Here is an 18,834-nt window from a genome sequence, read left to right as displayed (position 1 = left end):
TAAACCACGGCCTGAAGCGCAGGCAGTCCAAATAAAAAACCCACAGTAATGACTGTGGGCTTTTTATTTATTAACTTCAATCGATCCTGAAAGATCAGGGTTATTTTACTTCTTCGTACTCAGCATCTGTAACATTCTCTGAACCAGTGCTTCCGGCATTTTGTTGTTGACCGCCTTCAGCTCCAGGTTCTCCACCAGCTTGTTGAGTAGCTTTATAGATTTCTTCGCTGGCTGCTGTCCATGCATTATTCATTTCAGCAACAGCTGCATCGATCTGTGTTATATCCTGAGACTTATGAGCTTCTCTTAACTTATTTAAAGCAGATTCAATTGGAGCCTTCTTATCTGCAGGGATTTTATCACCAAACTCTTTTAACTGCTTTTCAGTTTGGAAGATCAGACTGTCTGCCTGGTTGATTTTCTCAACTTTTTCGCGTTCAGCTTTGTCCAGGGATTCATTTGCCTTGGCTTCGGCTTTCATTTTTTCAATTTCTTCTTTAGTCAAGCCACTACCAGCCTCAATTCTGATCTTTTGCTCTTTACTAGTTCCTTTGTCTTTTGCAGTTACATGGAGGATACCGTTGGCGTCGATATCAAAAATGACTTCAATTTGAGGAACACCGCGTGGGGCTGGTGGGATACCATCAAGGTTGAAGATACCCAGGCTCTTGTTTTGGCTAGCCATGGGGCGCTCTCCTTGAAGTACATGTATCTGTACGCCAGGCTGGTTGTCAGAAGCTGTTGAGAAAGTTTCTGATTTTTTAGTAGGAATTGTTGTATTAGACGGGATCAATGTTGTCATCACACCACCCAGGGTTTCAATACCCAGACTCAGCGGAGTAACGTCAAGCAACAATACATCCTTCACTTCACCGGTCAAGACCGCCCCTTGAATTGCAGCACCTACAGCTACTACTTCGTCAGGGTTTACGCCTTTATGGGGTTTACGGCCAAAAAATCTTTCAACTATTTCCTGAACTTTTGGGATCCGGGTAGAACCACCCACCAAAATAACTTCGTCAATTTGAGAGGTAGACAAACCAGCATCTTTCAAAGCTTGTTCGCATGGTTTCAGGCAACGATCGAACAAAGTGTCTGCCAGTTGTTCAAATTTGGCACGTGTCAATTTCTTCACCAGGTGTTTAGGAACACCATCTACTGCTGTGATATAAGGCAGGTTGATCTCTGTTTCTGAAGAAGACGACAATTCAATCTTAGCCTTCTCGGCGGCTTCTTTAAGGCGTTGTAAAGCCATCGGATCTTTACGAAGGTCTACGTTTTCATCAGCCTTGAACTCATTAGCCAACCAATCCATGACTACTTTATCAAAATCGTCACCACCCAGGTGCGTATCACCGTTGGTAGATTTCACTTCAAATACCCCATCACCTAATTCCAAAATAGAAATATCGAATGTACCACCACCAAGGTCAAACACAGCAATATGGTGATCCTTGCCACCTTTATCCAGACCATAAGCAAGTGCTGCGGCTGTAGGTTCGTTCACAATACGACGAACATTCAATCCAGCAATCTCACCAGCTTCTTTGGTAGCCTGGCGCTGAGCATCATTAAAATAAGCAGGAACAGTGATCACCGCATCGGTAACTTCCTGTCCTAAATAATCTTCAGCAGTTTTTTTCATCTTCTGAAGTACCATGGCAGAAATTTCCTGTGGAGTATACAATCTGCCATCTATATCGATACGAAGGGTATTATTGTCACCTTTTACAACCTTATAACTCCAGTGGCTGATCTCTTCTGTCACTTCATCAAACCTGCGGCCCATAAAACGTTTCACACTCATAATCGTATTATGAGGATTGGTAATGGCCTGACGTTTTGCGGGATCACCTACTTTTCGCTCACCATTTTTCAAAAAAGCAACAACCGAAGGAGTGGTACGCCTTCCTTCATCGTTGGCAATTACTACCGGCTCATTACCTTCCATAACAGCCACACAACTGTTGGTAGTGCCTAAATCAATACCAATTATTTTTCCCATTGATTAATGAATTTAATGTTTACATAGGGTTTATCAATGATTATGCCGCGGAGGATAAATATGAAATTTTGGCAGTAGCCTTTGCCGAGAGAATTTTCAGGACGAACAGAATGGCTTAAATCAGTGCTGATCAACTCAATATATCACTTAAATGTCATACTTATACTGAAATAACTACAGTAAAAATAGAGTTTTCAACTAGAAAATTTTTATATGTCAGAATCGTTTTACTTATGATCAGGCTGTATTAATTTAATAGAGTAGAAACAGATTTGATTTTTAGACGAACCACTCACTGTCATGAAAGCTTTAATAACTTTTTTAATACTGCTCCCCTTCCTGATTTCCTGCAGCGGTGGGATTGATGCAGAACACAATCAGTCTACCTATTCTGTAACAGCTCTGGACTCAATGCCAGAATCTGAAATCAATGTGCCAATCCAAATTGATCTGAAACCTATTTTTTCTTTAGTTGAAAATAAAGTAGACACTGTCTTCTCTACCCCAAATTGGCCAGAGGGTTGGGTAGAAGCAGATTGCGCTACACGTTATAAATACTTTTTCCACCGTTCCCCTTTCAGTATTTCTGCTTCAGGAAATGAGTTGAATATAACATTTACAGGAAATTATAAAATGGTAGGGGCTACAAGGGTATGCATTGCAGACAAAATTTTATCAATCTGGACACCTCCCTGCAAATGCGGTTTCACCGAGGGAGACCGACAGGTAAAAATAGGTTTCAAAAGCAGGTTCAATATCCTTCCGAGACATAGCTTAAGTATGAAAATTGATCAGGCGAAACCAATTGCTCTAAATAAATGTACTATTTGCTTTTGGCAGCAAGACATTACGGCACAAATTATGAAACAAATACAAGTACAGCTTGATCTGGCCCGGAAAACGCTACAGGATTCATTTAGAGTGGTTGACTTAAAGCCATACTTACAAAAAGCCTGGGACCAATTAAATGATGTTTTTGCTGTGGGGAACTTAGGCTACTTTTCACTTTACCCAAGAAAAATATATATACAAAATATGGATGCCAAAGACGATTTATTAAATATAAATATTGGAATCACAGCTACCCCCCTGGTCAGCTTTGAAATACCTGAAGTTAATGAAGCCCCGGTACCAGAGCTAACGCCTGCTGTAACAAAAAACAACTTCAACATTTATTTGGATGCGGTATTGCAATATGATTCGCTCAGTAAAATAGTCAACCAGTATTTGAAAGGCAAAAGATTTAATTTCCAGGAAGGATTTATAAAAAAATATGTTGTGATTCAAAACTGCCAATTATCTGGAAATGAGGACGGCAGGTTAAAAATCAAAGTAGATTTTTCAGGCTCGCACAAAGGAATCGTCTATTTCGTTGGAAACCCTGTTTATGATAGCGCTCAACAATCATTAGTTGTTCACAACCTGCATTACGACTTGCAAACCCGTGACTTTTTACTCAAAACTGCACAATGGCTTTATAATAAGCGTATAATAAATGAATTATCTAAATATACATCTTTTAATCTTTCCCAATACTATGACACCGCATCAAAAACCTTGAATACCTGGTTGAACAAGGAATGGAGAAAAGGGATGCAGAGTTCGGGAAGCGTAGCTGAATTGAAATTGACAGATGTATTTGTAAAACCTCAACACTTAATAATCAGGAGTAATTGCACAGGGAATCTTACTTTAAAGATTAATGAGTTGAATTGGGCACTATAAGTTTATTGAATTCGCTCATTAATGTTAAAACGGGCTATGGATTGGAAATCATGCCCTTAATTCTGATGGAGCCTCTACCTGAATAGGAACATTAACCTTTTGTGTTCGAAAGGAGAAGTATTTCTGTGATAAATAACTGAATATCACTACTATAGCAGTATTGAGAATCATAGATGGCGTAGGATACAAACCAAAAACGTCAACAAATAGCTTCAAAAAAAAGTAATTCAGCCCTATGCATGCCATGGCAACCATAAAATAACGTACAAACTGGGTCCGGCGGCGTAAAAATGAGCCCTGAAACACTACATACATACTCAGGTAGAAACCAATTGGGAAAGTGATACAAAAAGCAATAATGAAGGCCGCTATATGCGAGCTCACTGCTATAAAGCCCAATTCAACTACCTTATTTTGAAGAATAAAATTGTGAGCAAAGAAGAAAATAAAAATATTTAATACTGTGTTTCCACCACCACAGGCCGCATAGCGGTATGTTTGCAAAGGCATAAACCTGCGGAATACCGGGTAAAAAAAGTCTACCAACCCTAATATTCCTTTCCTTATTTGATGGTGAATTTTATGCATAAAATGGCGAAATTAAATCCTTCTTGAATTTTAAAGGCCGATTTTTCGTTAACTGTTTTGAAAAAATATATCCTTGCTATCATCTATCTTGCGCTGCAAACATAGCCTAATGAGTATTGTAGCCCAGATTAAAGCCGAAACAGCCAAAGCAATTGAAGAAATTTACAAGATTCCAGCCTTTGCAGATGATGTTTTGGTAAATACCACAAAACCGGAATTTGAAGGTGATTATACTGTAGTTCTGTTTTCTTATGTAAAACAATTAAAAAAATCACCTGAACAACTTGGCAATGAAATAGGACAATACCTTGTTGACAAACAGCAGGCTTTATTCACTGGCTTTAATGTTATTAAAGGTTTTTTAAATCTTTCCATTAGCGATTCATTTTACACTGATTTTCTTGAACAACATTTCAATAACCTTTTGCTTGGCAAGTCGCCAGCTAATGGTAAGAAAATAATAGTCGAGTACTCCTCTCCTAATACCAATAAACCACTTCACTTGGGCCACCTGCGCAACAACTTTTTAGGATGGAGTGTTTCTGAGATCCTGAAAGCTACTGGAAATAACGTATTAAAAACCTGTATCGTTAATGATCGCGGCGTGCACATTTGCAAAAGCATGATCGCCTGGCAATTATTTTCCAACGGAGAAACCCCCGAAAGCACAGGAGTGAAAGGTGATCATTTTGTTGGGGACTATTACGTTCGTTGCGAAAATGAAATCAAGAAACAAGCAGCTGAACTTGCAGCAAAATCAGAAAAGGGTGACTATGATGATTTTGATGACGATGCAAGGGAAAAACTGATGGGTTTACACGCGCAAATCAGCGCCATTATCGGAAATGGAGAAAAGGAAAACGAAAAAAGGAAAAAATTGAATGAGGAGCGTACAGATCTGCTGCGCGCAAACACTCCGATAATGAAACTAACCCAAAAAATGCTGATAGATTGGGAAGCGGGCAAACCTGAAGTGATCGAGTTGTGGAAAAAAATGAATAGTTGGGTATATGCAGGATTCGATGAAACATATCACCGCATCGGTTCTGATTTTGATAAAACTTATTTTGAAAGCGAAACTTACCTGCCAGGCAAAAAATTTGTGGAAAAAGGATTGGAAACAGGAATCCTTTATCGGAAGGAAGATGGTAGTGTCTGGATAGATCTTACAGATGAAGGGTTGGATGAAAAGCTACTCCTGCGCCGGGACGGCACCTCCGTTTACATTACACAAGACCTGGGTCTTGCGCAACAGAAATATGAAGACTTCCCATATGATCAAAGCATTTATGTGATTGCTGACGAACAGAACTATCATATGAAGGTCTTACAACTGATCCTCAAAAAGTTGGGAATGCCTTATGCTGATGGCATTTATCACCTAAGCTATGGAATGGTGGAGCTTCCCAGCGGTCGTATGAAAAGCCGGGAGGGTACTGTTGTTGATGCGGATGATTTGGTTGAAGAAATGGCATCCGAATCAGAGAAGAAAACAAAGGAACACAGCCGCATTGAGGATTTTACACCAGAAGAATTGAAAGAGTTGTATGAAACCATTGGCGTAGGTGCGCTTAAATATTTCCTTTTAAGAGTTGACCCTAAAAAGAAAATGATCTTCAACCCTGAAGAATCTATCGAATTTTATGGGTTTACAGGACCTTTCATTCAGTATACACATGCCAGGATCAAGTCTATCCTAAGAAAAGAGCCTGTAAACGAACAGAAGCCATTAGCCCCGGGAACTGGAGGATTGCTGAAGTTGGAAAAAGAATTGCTGCATTTATTAGAACAATATCCTGGCATCATTCAACAGGCAGCCGATGAACATAATCCATCTGTTATTGCCATTTATGTCTTTAATGTAGCGAAAGCTTACAACACTTTCTATACAGAACATTCTGTATTGAATGCAGAATCAGAAGAAAAGAAACTACTAAGGCTTAGACTTTGCCAGCTGACAGCAAATGTGATCAAGAGCAGCATGCAATTATTAGGCATCAAAGTCCCAGAACGGATGTAATGTGAAAAAAACATGTAATGAATAAAAAATGGTCCGCCTCTGGCGGACCATTTTTTATTATTAAACTAATTGCAGAGAATTAAGGCATTTCGATCTTTTTCTTGTTCTTAGCAAGGCTTGGATCCATTTCGATAGCTTTATCGCATAATGCAACTCCTTTTTCCTTTTCTCCTTTCTTTTGATAGCTAAGGCCTATCATGTATAAAGCAGATGCATTTTCTTTATCCAGTCCCAAAATTTGATCCCAATAATCAATAGCTTCCACGTATTTCTTGGCATCATAATGAGCTTCAGCCAGCATATTCAGCAAATTCATATCGCTTGGACGTCTTTGAAGTGCTTCTTTTAAAATAGCAGTACCCTCATCAAACTTCTTAGCATTCAAATAGGCTATTCCCAAATTTTCGAGGTACTCATTATCCCTTTTATAACCTTTTTCTGCAGCCTCTAACATATATTTAAGGGAGTTTTGGTCATCGTGCATGCCATAATACATCAACGCTAATTCATAAATCCACCTGTTTTGTGTTGGGTTTAAAGTAAGCGCTTTTTGGAAGTAAGGCACAGCTTGCTTATAATTCAACATATCGGCATAAGCACGTGCAACCATATATGGAATTTCTGCATTATTGGGATCTTCCTTAGCTGCTATATCCAGTTGCTTGATACCCTCTCCATAATTTTCATTTTCATAATGAGCCTTACCGATGTAAAATGCAACCTTCTCGGAAGGATCAACCTTTTTTAAGAGGTTAGCGTACTTGATGGCATCATCAAACTGGCGCATATTAAATGAAAGAAGCATCAATTGCTTGTAAGTAGCTGCAGAGTTTTCTCCCATCTGCTCCAGTTTCTGGTACTTTTCCCGTGATTGTCCATAGCGGCGTAAATCGTAATAAGCAGCAGCTAATGCCATCACAACCTGCTTATCAGATGAGTTATATTGATAAGCTTTCTCCAGGTGTTTCAGAGACTCCATTTGGCGTCCCTTTTGCTTTTCTTCTAATCCTTTCTGGAGAAAGATAGCAGCGCTATCACTTTGAGCAAACATCACAGTAGATATACCAGCGAAAGCAGCTGTCAAAATAAATTTACGCATGGATACTAGTTATTTTTATATAGTTTTCAATGGTCAGGATTACGGGCCATAACTATTTGCAGTAACGGCTTATCCAAAAATAAAAGTTTCCCATAAAACGTCATATGCTTAACGGGAAACTTTAAACTAAAATTGCACTGAATAAGTGTTTACTTTAGAATTATACCAGCTAAAGGGGGTAGATTGGCTATTAAAGTTCAATTCCTATCTTCTTCATAAGAATCGTTGCGTTTAAATTGGTACAAACTCCTTTTTTAAGAAGGTAATCAAAATATAGTTCCTCTCCCTTCACCTGTACATCAAAATGATAATTTTCAATTCCGTCAGTAAACAGTTCTTCCATTTTTGCCAACTCGACATCATGTGTTGCTAATACAGCCACACCTCGCTTTCTGATCATCTGTCTGATTAATGCCTTTGAACCTTGGTGCCTGTCCAGTGAATTGGTGCCACGAAGGATTTCATCCAGAAGTATAAAGACAGGTTCATGTCGATTTACGGCATCAACAATTGTCTTCAACTTTTTAAGTTCTGCATAGAATGTCGATGTACTTTCTGCCAGGTTGTCTTCAATGCGCATGCTGCTCAATAAACGCATTTGTGATAAGCAAAAACTTTCGCAACAAACCGGAGCGCCCATTTGAGCCAACAATACATTAACACCGAGGCTACGTAAAAATGTACTTTTACCTGCCATATTGGACCCCGTTATAATAGCTATTTTAGGAGAACCCTTCAGACTAAAATCACTGGTCACTCTTTTTGATACAGGAATTAAAGGATGCCCGATGGCCTTCCCTTTCAATTGAAAATAATTTTCGAAGAGAGGCCATGACCATTGAGGGTTATTGAAAAAGAGTGTAGCAAGACTATGAAGAACTTCAAATTGCCCTATAAAGTAAAACCAGCCTCTTACTTTATATCTGTTTTTATGTTTCCAGCTATTCAACGCTCTCACCTGGCGTACATCCCATAGTAAAAAGGAATTCAGAAAAATAAAAGCAAGCCAATTTAATCTGATGTCAAACCTGTTTAATATATCTTTTAACTGCTTGATCTGAAAGGATGCCGTTTTTTCATTTGATTTTACTGATTGCTGCAGTTGCAATAGTAGAGAAGCCTTAAACTCTTTGTTTTCAGCCCAGGCAACAATCTCTTGTATAGTGTCGATCTCCTTGGCAACACCATTTAATAGTGAATATGTTTTGCTCGCCTTCCTGCTGAAATTTCCCGAAACAAGAAAAAATAAAATAAAAAACAATGAAAAAACAGTGATGCTGATGAAGCCGAATATAGTTGCCAGGCCAATACTAACCGATATTATGGAGTAAACAGGAACAATCCAATCCCATGCTTTATGTATAAACATTTCGTCAGGATCATCGATCCATGATTCAATCCTTTCTTGAGATTTTACAGTCACAGGCGTTTTCAGTAGGTAGGAAGCCAACTGATGTCGCCACTGATGCATTGGCGCTAATTCCTTGATAGCTTCATGCCGCTCTAATATTTCTTTTTTATCTAAAGGAATTAAGAAGTTGTTTGCTAATAAAGCCCTTCCCTGCTCACTACTGCACCGGTTAATGTATTGGAATACGGATGAAGGACCAAAAATATCAAGATCATTAGCATAATCATGTACAGATGGGGCATATGAACTACCATCGTATCGATTACTGTATTCATCTTTTAATATCAACAATTCTTCTTCATTGATCAGGATCAGGTTCCTGGTATTGATGATTTCTTTATTGTTATCTGCGTCAACAGAAACAAGGATAATAAAACTAATAATGGTTAAAACAATACTGACAACGCCTCCTGTTATTGAAAATGTAAAAAGACTGAAAGCAATGACTGCTGAAATAATAAAAAGTGAAAGGCGTAGCCATCCAAACAGGTTTTGCTTCTTTTTGTAAGTAGCTAGTTTGCTGTTGAGATCATGTAATTGTTCCCGGTAGATAGTCTCGGCAGAAATAGTTTGTATCATAGTATTCCGGCCGGTAAGATAAGGGAAATGTAAAAATACACGCTACATCAGGCTGGAGATCTATTTAAAGAAAAGGTTAAAACATACATTAAAGCAGAATCGGTAAACCTGTATTGAAACAATCATTGTAATGCATCGTAACACAGCTCAGACTGAATCAACTTATGATAAATATCCGGATAAAATTTAACCTGGCCTTTTAAATTAAACCAAACTGTACTGTACAAAACAATTATTGGCAACGGATTTTCCAATTGGATAGTTACGGGTTTTTGATTTTCAAGGCACTGATTGATTAATGCTTCAACCGAGGAAATTTTTTCTTTCAATAATAATCTGGCAAGCTCTACAGGCTTTTCTACACGCATGCATCCATGACTAAAAAAACGCCTGTTCAATAAAAATAAACTTTTGCCTGGTGTGTCATGTAGGTACATGGAAAAAGGATTATAAAAATTAAACTTCAATATGCCTAAAGCATTATCACAACCAGTTGACTGACGGATTTGGTAAGGAAAATATGCCTCACTCAATGCATTCCATTTTATTGTATAAGGATCTACGATCTCTCCTCTCTGGTTGAGCACCTGGTAATTATTCCTACTCAGGTACCCAATATTCCTTTTAATTTGAGGTAAGAGTTCTTTAGTAGCAATGGAATATGGTACATTCCAATATGGATATACAATAACTTCGTTTATGGAGCTGGTTAATGTTGCAGTAGGTGTGGATGGTTTTCCCGCAATAATTTTAGAGTCGAAAATCAATCTACCCTTCTTAAATATAAATAACTGGGTAGAGGGTATATTCAACAGGGCTACATTTCCATTTTCTTTCATCTCATGAATCCAACGAAAACAGTTGATTCCTAAGCTCAATTCAGATATCCTGGTTTTCAGAGGCACATTTAAGGCACTCAGTGTATATTTACCCAAATTGCCATCACTCAATAAATCAAAGAACCTTTGAGCTTCTACTAACCGCTCAATTATCAACTTTTGCTCTATTTTATCACTTGCACTTAGAAAACCCAATTGCTTCAGCTTTATCATTAGAATGTTATTGCTGGAATTGACATCATCAGATTCAATGACGACTTCCTGGAAATTGGTATCCTCCACAACTTTATTCCATTCAATTAGCTTCATTTTCATCTGCCGGTATATTTTATTATTGGGCTCAAGTCTTTCAACAACGGTATCAAACCTGTCAAGACGAATGCCGAGGGTTAGCCAGGAAATTAAACCGGAATCAGATGGAGTGTACTGTAAGCCATCAAAATCTAACATTGGTTTATTATTTCCATTTTTTACATCATGTAAAAAATGAATGATGGCATCAGTTAGAATGATTTCTGTTCTAATGGAATCAGGCTGGTCATTGAGAAAAGAAATATACGAACCTAAACCAGAAAATCGCCTGGGAAGATAATCTCTGGTGCACAATCCAAGATCAGGAGCAGACTGTAACAATTTAAACATCGCATTTCTTCTTGTTAGGCCTTCAGGTTTCATCCAAACAGGTGTAAATTGATGCTGCTCATAAAAAGATTTTACCAGGTCAGGAAATTGAAGGCTTAAAGATTGGTATTCTGCACTGAACACAAATTGCCGCATACCATCAGTTGATATTTGGCTCAGTGCATTTATTAAAGTAACAAGTAAGAAATACAACAATATGGCACGTTTCACATAAGCCATTTTTATTTTTGTAAATAGTAGAACTCTATCTATTAAAGCAACCCTGCTAATGATCTTATCCTATGGTATTCAGTTGTTTTATGTTGATGGATCAATAAATATTCAAGTATATGCTGAAAGCTGATTATCCCAGAAAACTGATGATTGACTAAAACCGGGTATATCTTTTCTTCGTCAGCAGACATTTTTCCAAGAACATCTTCTAATGTTTGGTTCCCATCGAAAAATTTCAAGTCCTTATTTTTCAGTTCCTTCAGTTTCGCATTGTAATTCATATCAGCTATAGCTCTGATGATCTCCCACCTTCTAATATTGCCATAAGGTTCTGCTCCTTCCATTAAAATATAATATTTGCTATGGTTATTCAATATGAAATTTGAAGCTTCTGCAACCGTCATATTGGCGTCCAGGCTGTTGTAATCATACATCAAAACATCTTTCAATTGAATATCTTTAATTAAAGAGTTGATGCGTAAATAATTTTCTTCGGTATTGGCAAGAAAAATGATAAATACACCTGCAATTGGAATGAATGGATTAATTAATAAAATGCCCGCTGCTACCAATAACCAGGCAATTATTTTACTGACATGTGTAGTCAAAGCAGTGGCTTTTATATAATTGAACTTAAATCCCAAAAGTGCACGTAGGATTCTTCCTCCATCTAAAGGGAACGCAGGCAATAAATTGAAAATGGCAAGAAATATATTAACAACAAACAAGTAAGATAAAATGTTATCCTTATGAACAATTCCCTCGAATCCATCCTTACCCCAAAATTGAACATGCGATGGAAGAAATGCCGATATACTCATAGCTATAAGTATATTTACAATAGGCCCCGCAAAACTGATAGCTAATTCTTGTTTTGGACTATCCGGAAACTTTTCAATACAGCCTATTCCACCTATAGGTAAGAAAATGACGCTTTTAGAAAAAATACCATATCCTGCAGCTATAAGAACATGGCCCAATTCATGCAGCAATATACATGCAATAACTCCAAGTAATAAAATAATTGCCCATAAAAATTGCATAGTAGTAAAACCAGCAATTAAACTCGTAATCAACACCCATCCTACTAAAAGCAAAAAAGTCCAATGTATGTAAACATGGATATCTTTTAGAGTCGCTATTTTAATTGAACCACGCATAACCTTGAATTTTAAAATAGAATAATATATTATAAAACAACAATAGCCCTGTTGCAGTAGCAACAGGGCTATTGAAAACTAGCCTGAAAGCCATACACGCATTAATATACCGGCATTATTTAATAGGGATTTTACGTGTGGCTACTGTTGCTTTTGCCTCTGCTTTTTTGGGCAATACCAATTGCAAAACACCATCCGTATATACTGCTTCTATGGCATCTTGCTTTACATTTTCAGGCAAAGTAAAACTGCGGGAAAATGAAGAATAATTGTATTCCTTCCTGGTGTACTTTTCATCCTTCACTTCCTTGTTTTCTTCGTTTTGGGAGCTGATAGTGATCATATCATCTTCCACATCAATAGTAAAATCTTCCTTTTTCATGCCTGGCACTGCAAGTGAAACTTTAAATTCTTTTGGTAGCTCAACAATATTTACAGCAGGTATAGTTGTCATTTTACTAACTGTTCCTGTGTAATCTAACCAGGTATCTAAAGGCTTAAAAAAATCTTCAAACAAAGCAGGAATGGATGTTACAGGTCTTGATAATGCTTTAGTTGTCATATAGACCTCCTTATTAAAATGTTGGTTAAGGATTATTTTGACATTATAAACCTACATAAATACACAAGAGCATTCCAAAGACCGCCATCACCAAAAATCATGAGCGTAATCAGTAATTTACATTATCAAGTCTTAAACAATGATTTTTCAACAGGTTAGTGTAGCGATCACATTGATATTTCTTTCTGCAATATTTGAAAGGCGCATATCTGAAACCTTTTCATCAAGCATTGCTTTATGATATATCTCTGCTGTTTTTTGTTGCCCGAGGGAATCAGCATAAGTAGCTAAAGTTCCATAGATATTTATTTTATAATGGTTAATAGCTTGTATAGCATAGATCAGGTAGGCATCAAAAATCTTGGCATCGGCACAGGCACTTAGCTTATCATTTGCTTCATCTAAATATGCTTTCACAATTCTGCTATTATACTCATCTGGAATAGAACTATCATTTTTTTCACAGTCCTTCATTTCCTTTTGGTGAGATCGTATATCAGAAAGATAGTGCTCTAACTCTTCCTTTAAAATCTTCGAACTAATCTTTGATATCCATTCGGGCAACACTTCTTCTATATTGTTTTCGACATCAACAATCTTTTTCCCGTCTATTAAAAGCATATCACGTAATGAAACAATAACTTGGTTATGCAGCTTCATAGTTAGATAATTATAAGCATTATTCTAATTTATAACTTCTTTAAAAGGAGAAGCAATGATCGCTATCAGCAATTTCTTTGATGGACCTCACTGATTATTTTATAACCTCTTCAATTCGTATAATAAAGTCTTTATTAATAACGCTTTATAACATATTGATGTATTATTGACAATTATCACAATTAGTACTGATCACTTTCATTGTACAAAATGTTTTTTCTTTAGTGCTTTGTAAAAAAAATAGCATGAAAACTACTATTGAAAAAAAGAGTAGTGAGTATGTCAGAATAGAAAACGATTCAGCCCCTCGAAAAAACACCACAATGGAAGCTTCCAATGATAAACCTGACATGGAAGTGCAAATAATTCAAATGGGACCATCGTTTTTAGGTATGCCAGGTTGGAAGTTTTTTGTAGTAAAAGACAAAAAATAAATAGACTCTTGGTATAATATTCTTATTTCAGGTGTTGTTATTCAAGATGATACCTGAAATAAGAATATTTTTTTTCAACCTTGTTTCAGCAAATTATCCAGATAAAGGCAGTTCCACTCCCGGTTCTTTAGAAGTACAATTGATGCAAATCATAATAAGATAAAACAATATAGTTGTAATTTCATAGGGATCATTCCATATGAAAAAAATACTTGTTATAGAAGATAATGCAGCAGTTAGAGAAAACATTGCTGAAATTCTAGAACTATCCAGCTACAATGTAACTACTGCAGAAGACGGCATGCAGGGAATTAAACAGATTCTTCTTTCAAAACCTGATCTTATTTTGTGTGATATTGCCATGCCAGAAATGGATGGCTATGGGGTATTACACATGCTGCGAAGAAATCCTGAAGTAAAACATACGCCTCTGATCTTTTTAACAGCTAAAACGGAACGCAGCGATTTCAGGGCTGCAATGGAACAAGGAGCAGATGATTTTATAACTAAACCTTTCAGCGCTACCGAATTATTACAAGCTGTAGAATCCCAAATAAAAAAACATGAATTGATCATGCAGGATTTTACTTCAGGAAATTACAGTAATAACAGTTCTATATTTTCTGAAGGTTATACAGAAACACTAAACTTATTCCTGGAGGGAAGAAACCTGAATAAATACAAGAAAAAACAGATCATATATTATGAAGGAAACAGGCCTATGTACTTATTTTACCTGATCAGGGGAAAGGTAAAAACTTATAAGAGAAATGAAGATGGTAAAGAATTTGTTACAGAGTTATATCATGCTGGAGACTTTTTTGGATATGTTGCCTTAATGGAAGTATCTTCTTACAAGGAAACAGCTGAGACAATGGAAGAATGCGAAATAGCCATTATTCCAAAGGCTGATTTTGAAAACCTGCTCAATAAAAACCAGGCTGTTTCAAATAAGTTTATTAAAATGCTGGCAAAAAATGTAACCGATAAAGAACAGCAATTACTGAATATTGCTTACAACTCACTTCGCAAAAAAGTAGCAGATGCTTTGATCATGATACAAGACAAGTTGATTGAAGAAAAAAATGAGAATGCACCCATTCATATCAGCCGTGAAAATATGGCAGCCATTGCTGGTACTGCAGCAGAATCTTTAATAAGGACACTTTCTGATTTTAAAAACGAAAAACTGATTGATATCAGGGAAGGAAATGTAATTATCCTGGAAAGAGAAAAATTAATAAAACTTATGAATTAAAAAACTGCCCTTTTTTCTCTAATCAACCCTTTCAATATCATCTTCAAATTTCCCCGTCATTTTATTAACAACTATTCGGTAAACAATTGTTCTCAGTTTCCCTGTTCGAGGATGCAATCTTATTCGGGATGTTTCAGGTGTTTGAGCTGTCTCGCTTATTTTTAACCGAAGCATACGGTGCACAAATGAATCCATTGCCTCTACTCTTTCCCTTTCGTCTTTAATTTCTTCATACTGGCCCCATAATATAACACTACGCCAATTGGTAAAACTTGTCATTTCATCCACTTCAAAGCATACTTCAGGATTTCTACGCATCATATGGATTTTCATCCCTTCTAAAGAATGAGCTATGATATTATCTCCATCAAATAAATAACTAACAGGTACCACATAGGTCCTCTCGCCATCATTGCATCCAATTCTCCCAATAATATTGTTTCTCAAAACCTCCTTCATTTCTTCCTCTGTCAAATTTCCTACCATATTGTTTGATTTTACAGCTATGTATGTACTTGATCAGTATAAATCAAGTATACTGAAAAATATAACTTTATTGAAACGCTTTTATATCAATATTACGTTAGTAACTCTTGATGGCTGCAATATGCATAAAGTTATGGAGTGCTGCACCTGAAACAAAAGTAACTTTCCCTCCATCAGCCAATACTTTTTCTATGACATCCTCTACAGCATCTTTGATATAAATATTATTGGCAGCTTCTTCAGCACTGATAATGAGATCCTTTCCTAAAAATGCTTTATATTCATAATCCTCTTCTACTACAAGCATTTTTATATTTTTTCTTTTGGCCAGGCTCCAAACATCTTCGATCCCTACTTCAAGTGTTCCATTCTCCAGAGCACTCCCTAATTGATGTAACCAAAAACGATCTTTTAAGATTTGCCAATGACTGATGAAAGGCTGAATAAATTTTTCAATTTCGTCTTCTGAAATATTGTAAAAATTTTCTTCTATAGTTGCAACAATAAAATCATTATTATGAGTTAATTGTCCGAAATTTTCAGCAATTTTTGTGGGTGCAAGTAGAAATACAGGTAATGGAAATGCATTGAGCAAAATTGACAAACTTTTGTCTATCAAGCGTATAAAATTGTAATATGATGTTTGTTGATCCTTAATTCCCGCATCCTTTGAATGACTTTTATCCAATAATGTTCCCTGTCTTTTATATTCAGGAACATTATGTAAAATTTTTGATATTGTTTCTCCCTGCCCTCTGTAAACAGCAGCATAATCGTCATTCATAACAACCAAAAGATATTCTTTATCATCTTTTTGGTGCCCTACCAATTGCCTGTATTGAAAAGAAGTAGTTACAAAAAACTTTTCTTCAACATTCACATCCATGTAAAAGGTTTTACACTCTTCAGAGGATACCAGGACTGCAACGCTTTTTTTATGGGTGTTATAATCAAGATTACTGATAATACTCACTAACTTGTCATTGACTTCCTTTGCAGACACAAAAGAATAATGCTCAAAAAGCTCATTTTTAATCTTTTCTAGGGTAGACTTTATACGTTTCTCTAAAATGTACTTTGGAGTCATTTTAGGCTCAAATGGTAGTAAGAGGGTAATAAAAGGCTGAACCTTCAATTCTCGAATAACAGCCATTTCATTTTTTAATACATTTGACTGCATGGTACGTGGGTTTAAGGTGTTTTTCAATCGGAAACAGTATATAAATTTAATCTAGTTTTACCTTAATATATCTCCACCATTGTGGTTATCTATAATTTAGAAATTCGTTAAGATTTCATTAGGTGATCAATTCAAGATGACGCTTCCTCACCCCAAAACGAAAATCATCATTTTAAATTATTAATAACTACATATAATTTTTAGCAGATCATTTTACCGCGCTCTTACTTTCGAAAACATTACCAACTAATTGCGCCAATGTAAGATTATCGCATAATGTAGTTTGTACCCATTTATTATTCTTATATCGAAAAACCTGTACATATAAACCAAACCCTTCTTTAAAGTCTTGTTCAACTTTGCCAGTCTTGAACCATGATTTGATTTCCAACTCCCCACGATCATGTATCTTTCTTATATCACCTATTAAGCTTTCGCTTGGATATAAGTATTTGGATGAAGTTGCCTCGTACCAATTATGAGGCTTGCGGTAAAATTCGATTTTCAGTCCAGGAAAACATAATTCAAACTTTTCCTGTAAATCTGAAATACTCTTATTGTCATCAATGCGTAAAATCATAGATTCCTAAGTTTTTTAATGGATAGTCCTAAAACTTATGCAATAGAAAACAATACCCTTTTTACCAGAGCTTTAATGCACTCTTATGTAATTTACAAATTTTTTAATGCACTCCGAATTGATCACCATCATACAGCAAACTGACAAACATCAGTTCGTCATTTTTTTTGAAACACTACTATTGAATAATTGCAAGAATAATAGTAGGACATATGCATCGGACCCCAAAACAGAGCAATGGCAACTATTATAAAAACAACAGAGTTCAACTGGTTAATGGTGGAAAGGAGTACTTTTCTCTATTAGAACAATTGATAGATGCCGCTATCCACTCAGTACACATCCAAACTTACATTTTCAACATTGATGAGACAGGAAATACAATTGCTGCAGCTTTGATAAAAGCGGCTAAAAGAGGGATACCTGTTTACCTGCTTGTTGTTGGTTATGCTTCTCGACATATTCCGGTCGCTTTAATTGCCAGAATGAAAAATGCAGGAATCAACTTCCGGTTTTTCGAGCCTATCCTTAAAAGCAATTACTTCTACTTCGGCCGGAGACTCCACCATAAAGTGGTTGTTATTGATGCGCAGTTCGCTTTGGTAGGAGGATTAAATATTGCTAATCGATATAATGATCTTCCAAACAGTCGAGCCTGGTTGGACATGGCTATTATGGTTGAAGGTGAAGCTGCTGCCGAACTCTATCATTATTGCTATTCATTATGGAGTAAAGAAAAGGAACCAACCACGCTGCCCCCTTACTATGAAAAATTGCATCACCTAATACCCTATAATGAAAAATGCTCTGTCCGTGTAAGGCGTAATGACTGGATAAAGGCAAAGCGGGAAATCTGGAAAACCTATTTCTGCCTTTTCAATAACGCTATGGAGAGCATTACAATAATGTGCAGCTACTTTTTGCCTGGTCAGGAACTACGCAAAGCACTGAGCAAAGCCGTTAAGAGAGGAGTTAAAGTAAGAATCATTCTGGCGGGTCCTTCAGACGTGGTGTTCGTCAAACATGCAGAACGGTATTTATACAATTGGCTGCTGCGACATCATATAGAAATTTATGAATACCAGCCAACCATACTTCATGCAAAAATGGCTGTTGTCGATCATCATTGGGTAACAATCGGCTCCTATAACATTAACAACATTAGTGCTTATGCAAGTATTGAGCTTAATTTGGATATCCGCAACAAACCCTTTGCAAACCATGTGCAAAATGAATTAGACCAAATTATTATAAATGACTGCATTAGGATAAAACATCCAAATAACAATGTTACCTTTCCTGGCACCCTTCTGCAAAGGCTTTCATACGAATTGATCCGCTTGCTCTTGTATCTGTTTACATTTTATTTCAAACAGGAGGAATAAGCTCGTAT

At 36.6% G+C, this 18,834-nt stretch carries 16 protein-coding genes; 5 read left to right on the top strand and 11 right to left on the bottom strand.

What is annotated here, in order from left to right; all coding sequences use genetic code 11:
- Positions 1–100: 100 nt before the first annotated feature.
- On the bottom strand, positions 101–2,005 hold the full coding sequence (gene dnaK / locus OCK74_RS20790; RefSeq protein ID WP_279299010.1) for a molecular chaperone DnaK: 1,905 nt from the start codon (positions 2,003–2,005) through the stop codon (positions 101–103).
- Positions 2,006–2,305: 300 nt separating this feature from the next.
- On the opposite strand from dnaK, the gene OCK74_RS20785 reads away from it, so the two are divergent.
- The gene (locus OCK74_RS20785) at positions 2,306–3,730 is read left to right on the top strand and encodes a DUF4403 family protein (protein WP_279299009.1); all 1,425 of its coding nucleotides are present in this window, start codon (positions 2,306–2,308) and stop codon (positions 3,728–3,730) included.
- Between the two features lie 48 nt (positions 3,731–3,778).
- On the opposite strand, the gene OCK74_RS20780 is transcribed toward OCK74_RS20785, so the two are convergent.
- Positions 3,779–4,318 carry a GtrA family protein gene (locus tag OCK74_RS20780; RefSeq protein ID WP_279299008.1) on the bottom strand — a complete coding sequence of 180 codons (540 nt, stop codon included), beginning with the start codon at positions 4,316–4,318 and terminating at the stop codon, positions 3,779–3,781.
- A gap of 109 nt (positions 4,319–4,427) precedes the next feature.
- On the opposite strand from OCK74_RS20780, the gene argS reads away from it, so the two are divergent.
- Positions 4,428–6,338 (top strand): arginine--tRNA ligase, encoded by a 1,911-nt coding sequence (argS, locus tag OCK74_RS20775; RefSeq protein WP_279299007.1) that lies wholly within the window; start codon positions 4,428–4,430, stop codon positions 6,336–6,338.
- A gap of 79 nt (positions 6,339–6,417) precedes the next feature.
- On the opposite strand, the gene OCK74_RS20770 is transcribed toward argS, so the two are convergent.
- From OCK74_RS20770 to OCK74_RS20745, 6 genes are all read right to left on the bottom strand, one after another.
- Positions 6,418–7,437, bottom strand: coding sequence for a tetratricopeptide repeat protein (locus tag OCK74_RS20770; protein WP_279299006.1), 1,020 nt, complete (start codon positions 7,435–7,437; stop codon positions 6,418–6,420).
- Positions 7,438–7,627: 190 nt separating this feature from the next.
- The gene (locus tag OCK74_RS20765) at positions 7,628–9,427 is read right to left on the bottom strand and encodes a MutS-related protein (RefSeq protein WP_279299005.1); all 1,800 of its coding nucleotides are present in this window, start codon (positions 9,425–9,427) and stop codon (positions 7,628–7,630) included.
- A gap of 122 nt (positions 9,428–9,549) precedes the next feature.
- On the bottom strand, positions 9,550–11,118 hold the full coding sequence (locus OCK74_RS20760; protein ID WP_279299004.1) for a L,D-transpeptidase family protein: 1,569 nt from the start codon (positions 11,116–11,118) through the stop codon (positions 9,550–9,552).
- Positions 11,119–11,159: 41 nt separating this feature from the next.
- Positions 11,160–12,281: a site-2 protease family protein gene (locus OCK74_RS20755; RefSeq protein ID WP_279299003.1), complete on the bottom strand. Its 1,122-nt coding sequence runs from the start codon at positions 12,279–12,281 to the stop codon at positions 11,160–11,162.
- 115 nt (positions 12,282–12,396) lie between these two features.
- Positions 12,397–12,843: an Hsp20/alpha crystallin family protein gene (locus tag OCK74_RS20750; protein WP_279299002.1), complete on the bottom strand. Its 447-nt coding sequence runs from the start codon at positions 12,841–12,843 to the stop codon at positions 12,397–12,399.
- Between the two features lie 147 nt (positions 12,844–12,990).
- Complete coding sequence (locus tag OCK74_RS20745) at positions 12,991–13,503, bottom strand: YciE/YciF ferroxidase family protein (RefSeq protein ID WP_279299001.1); 513 nt, start codon at positions 13,501–13,503, stop codon at positions 12,991–12,993.
- Positions 13,504–13,748: 245 nt separating this feature from the next.
- Here OCK74_RS20745 and OCK74_RS20740 point away from each other — a divergent pair, with 245 nt between their 5' ends.
- Positions 13,749–13,937 carry a hypothetical protein gene (locus tag OCK74_RS20740; protein WP_279299000.1) on the top strand — a complete coding sequence of 63 codons (189 nt, stop codon included), beginning with the start codon at positions 13,749–13,751 and terminating at the stop codon, positions 13,935–13,937.
- Between the two features lie 199 nt (positions 13,938–14,136).
- Complete coding sequence (locus tag OCK74_RS20735) at positions 14,137–15,195, top strand: response regulator (RefSeq protein ID WP_279298999.1); 1,059 nt, start codon at positions 14,137–14,139, stop codon at positions 15,193–15,195.
- Between the two features lie 18 nt (positions 15,196–15,213).
- On the opposite strand, the gene OCK74_RS20730 is transcribed toward OCK74_RS20735, so the two are convergent.
- The 3 genes from OCK74_RS20730 to OCK74_RS20720 all read right to left on the bottom strand — a co-directional run bounded on the left by OCK74_RS20730 (position 15,214) and on the right by OCK74_RS20720 (position 17,441).
- Positions 15,214–15,681 (bottom strand): pyridoxamine 5'-phosphate oxidase family protein, encoded by a 468-nt coding sequence (locus OCK74_RS20730; protein ID WP_279298998.1) that lies wholly within the window; start codon positions 15,679–15,681, stop codon positions 15,214–15,216.
- Between the two features lie 97 nt (positions 15,682–15,778).
- Positions 15,779–16,861 carry a baeRF3 domain-containing protein gene (locus OCK74_RS20725; protein ID WP_279298997.1) on the bottom strand — a complete coding sequence of 361 codons (1,083 nt, stop codon included), beginning with the start codon at positions 16,859–16,861 and terminating at the stop codon, positions 15,779–15,781.
- Between the two features lie 208 nt (positions 16,862–17,069).
- Positions 17,070–17,441: a hypothetical protein gene (locus tag OCK74_RS20720; protein WP_279298996.1), complete on the bottom strand. Its 372-nt coding sequence runs from the start codon at positions 17,439–17,441 to the stop codon at positions 17,070–17,072.
- 212 nt (positions 17,442–17,653) lie between these two features.
- Between OCK74_RS20720 and OCK74_RS20715 the strand changes: the two genes are divergently transcribed.
- Entirely contained in the window at positions 17,654–18,826 is a 1,173-nt protein-coding gene (locus tag OCK74_RS20715; protein WP_279298995.1) for a phospholipase D-like domain-containing protein, read from the top strand.
- Positions 18,827–18,834 lie beyond the last annotated feature (8 nt).

The organism is Paraflavisolibacter caeni (genome assembly GCF_025628885.1).
GTDB lineage: Bacteria > Bacteroidota > Bacteroidia > Chitinophagales > Chitinophagaceae > Flavisolibacter > Flavisolibacter caeni.
The sequence above is the reverse complement of the archived record's forward strand: the minus strand, read 5'-3'. Positions and strand labels throughout refer to the sequence as shown.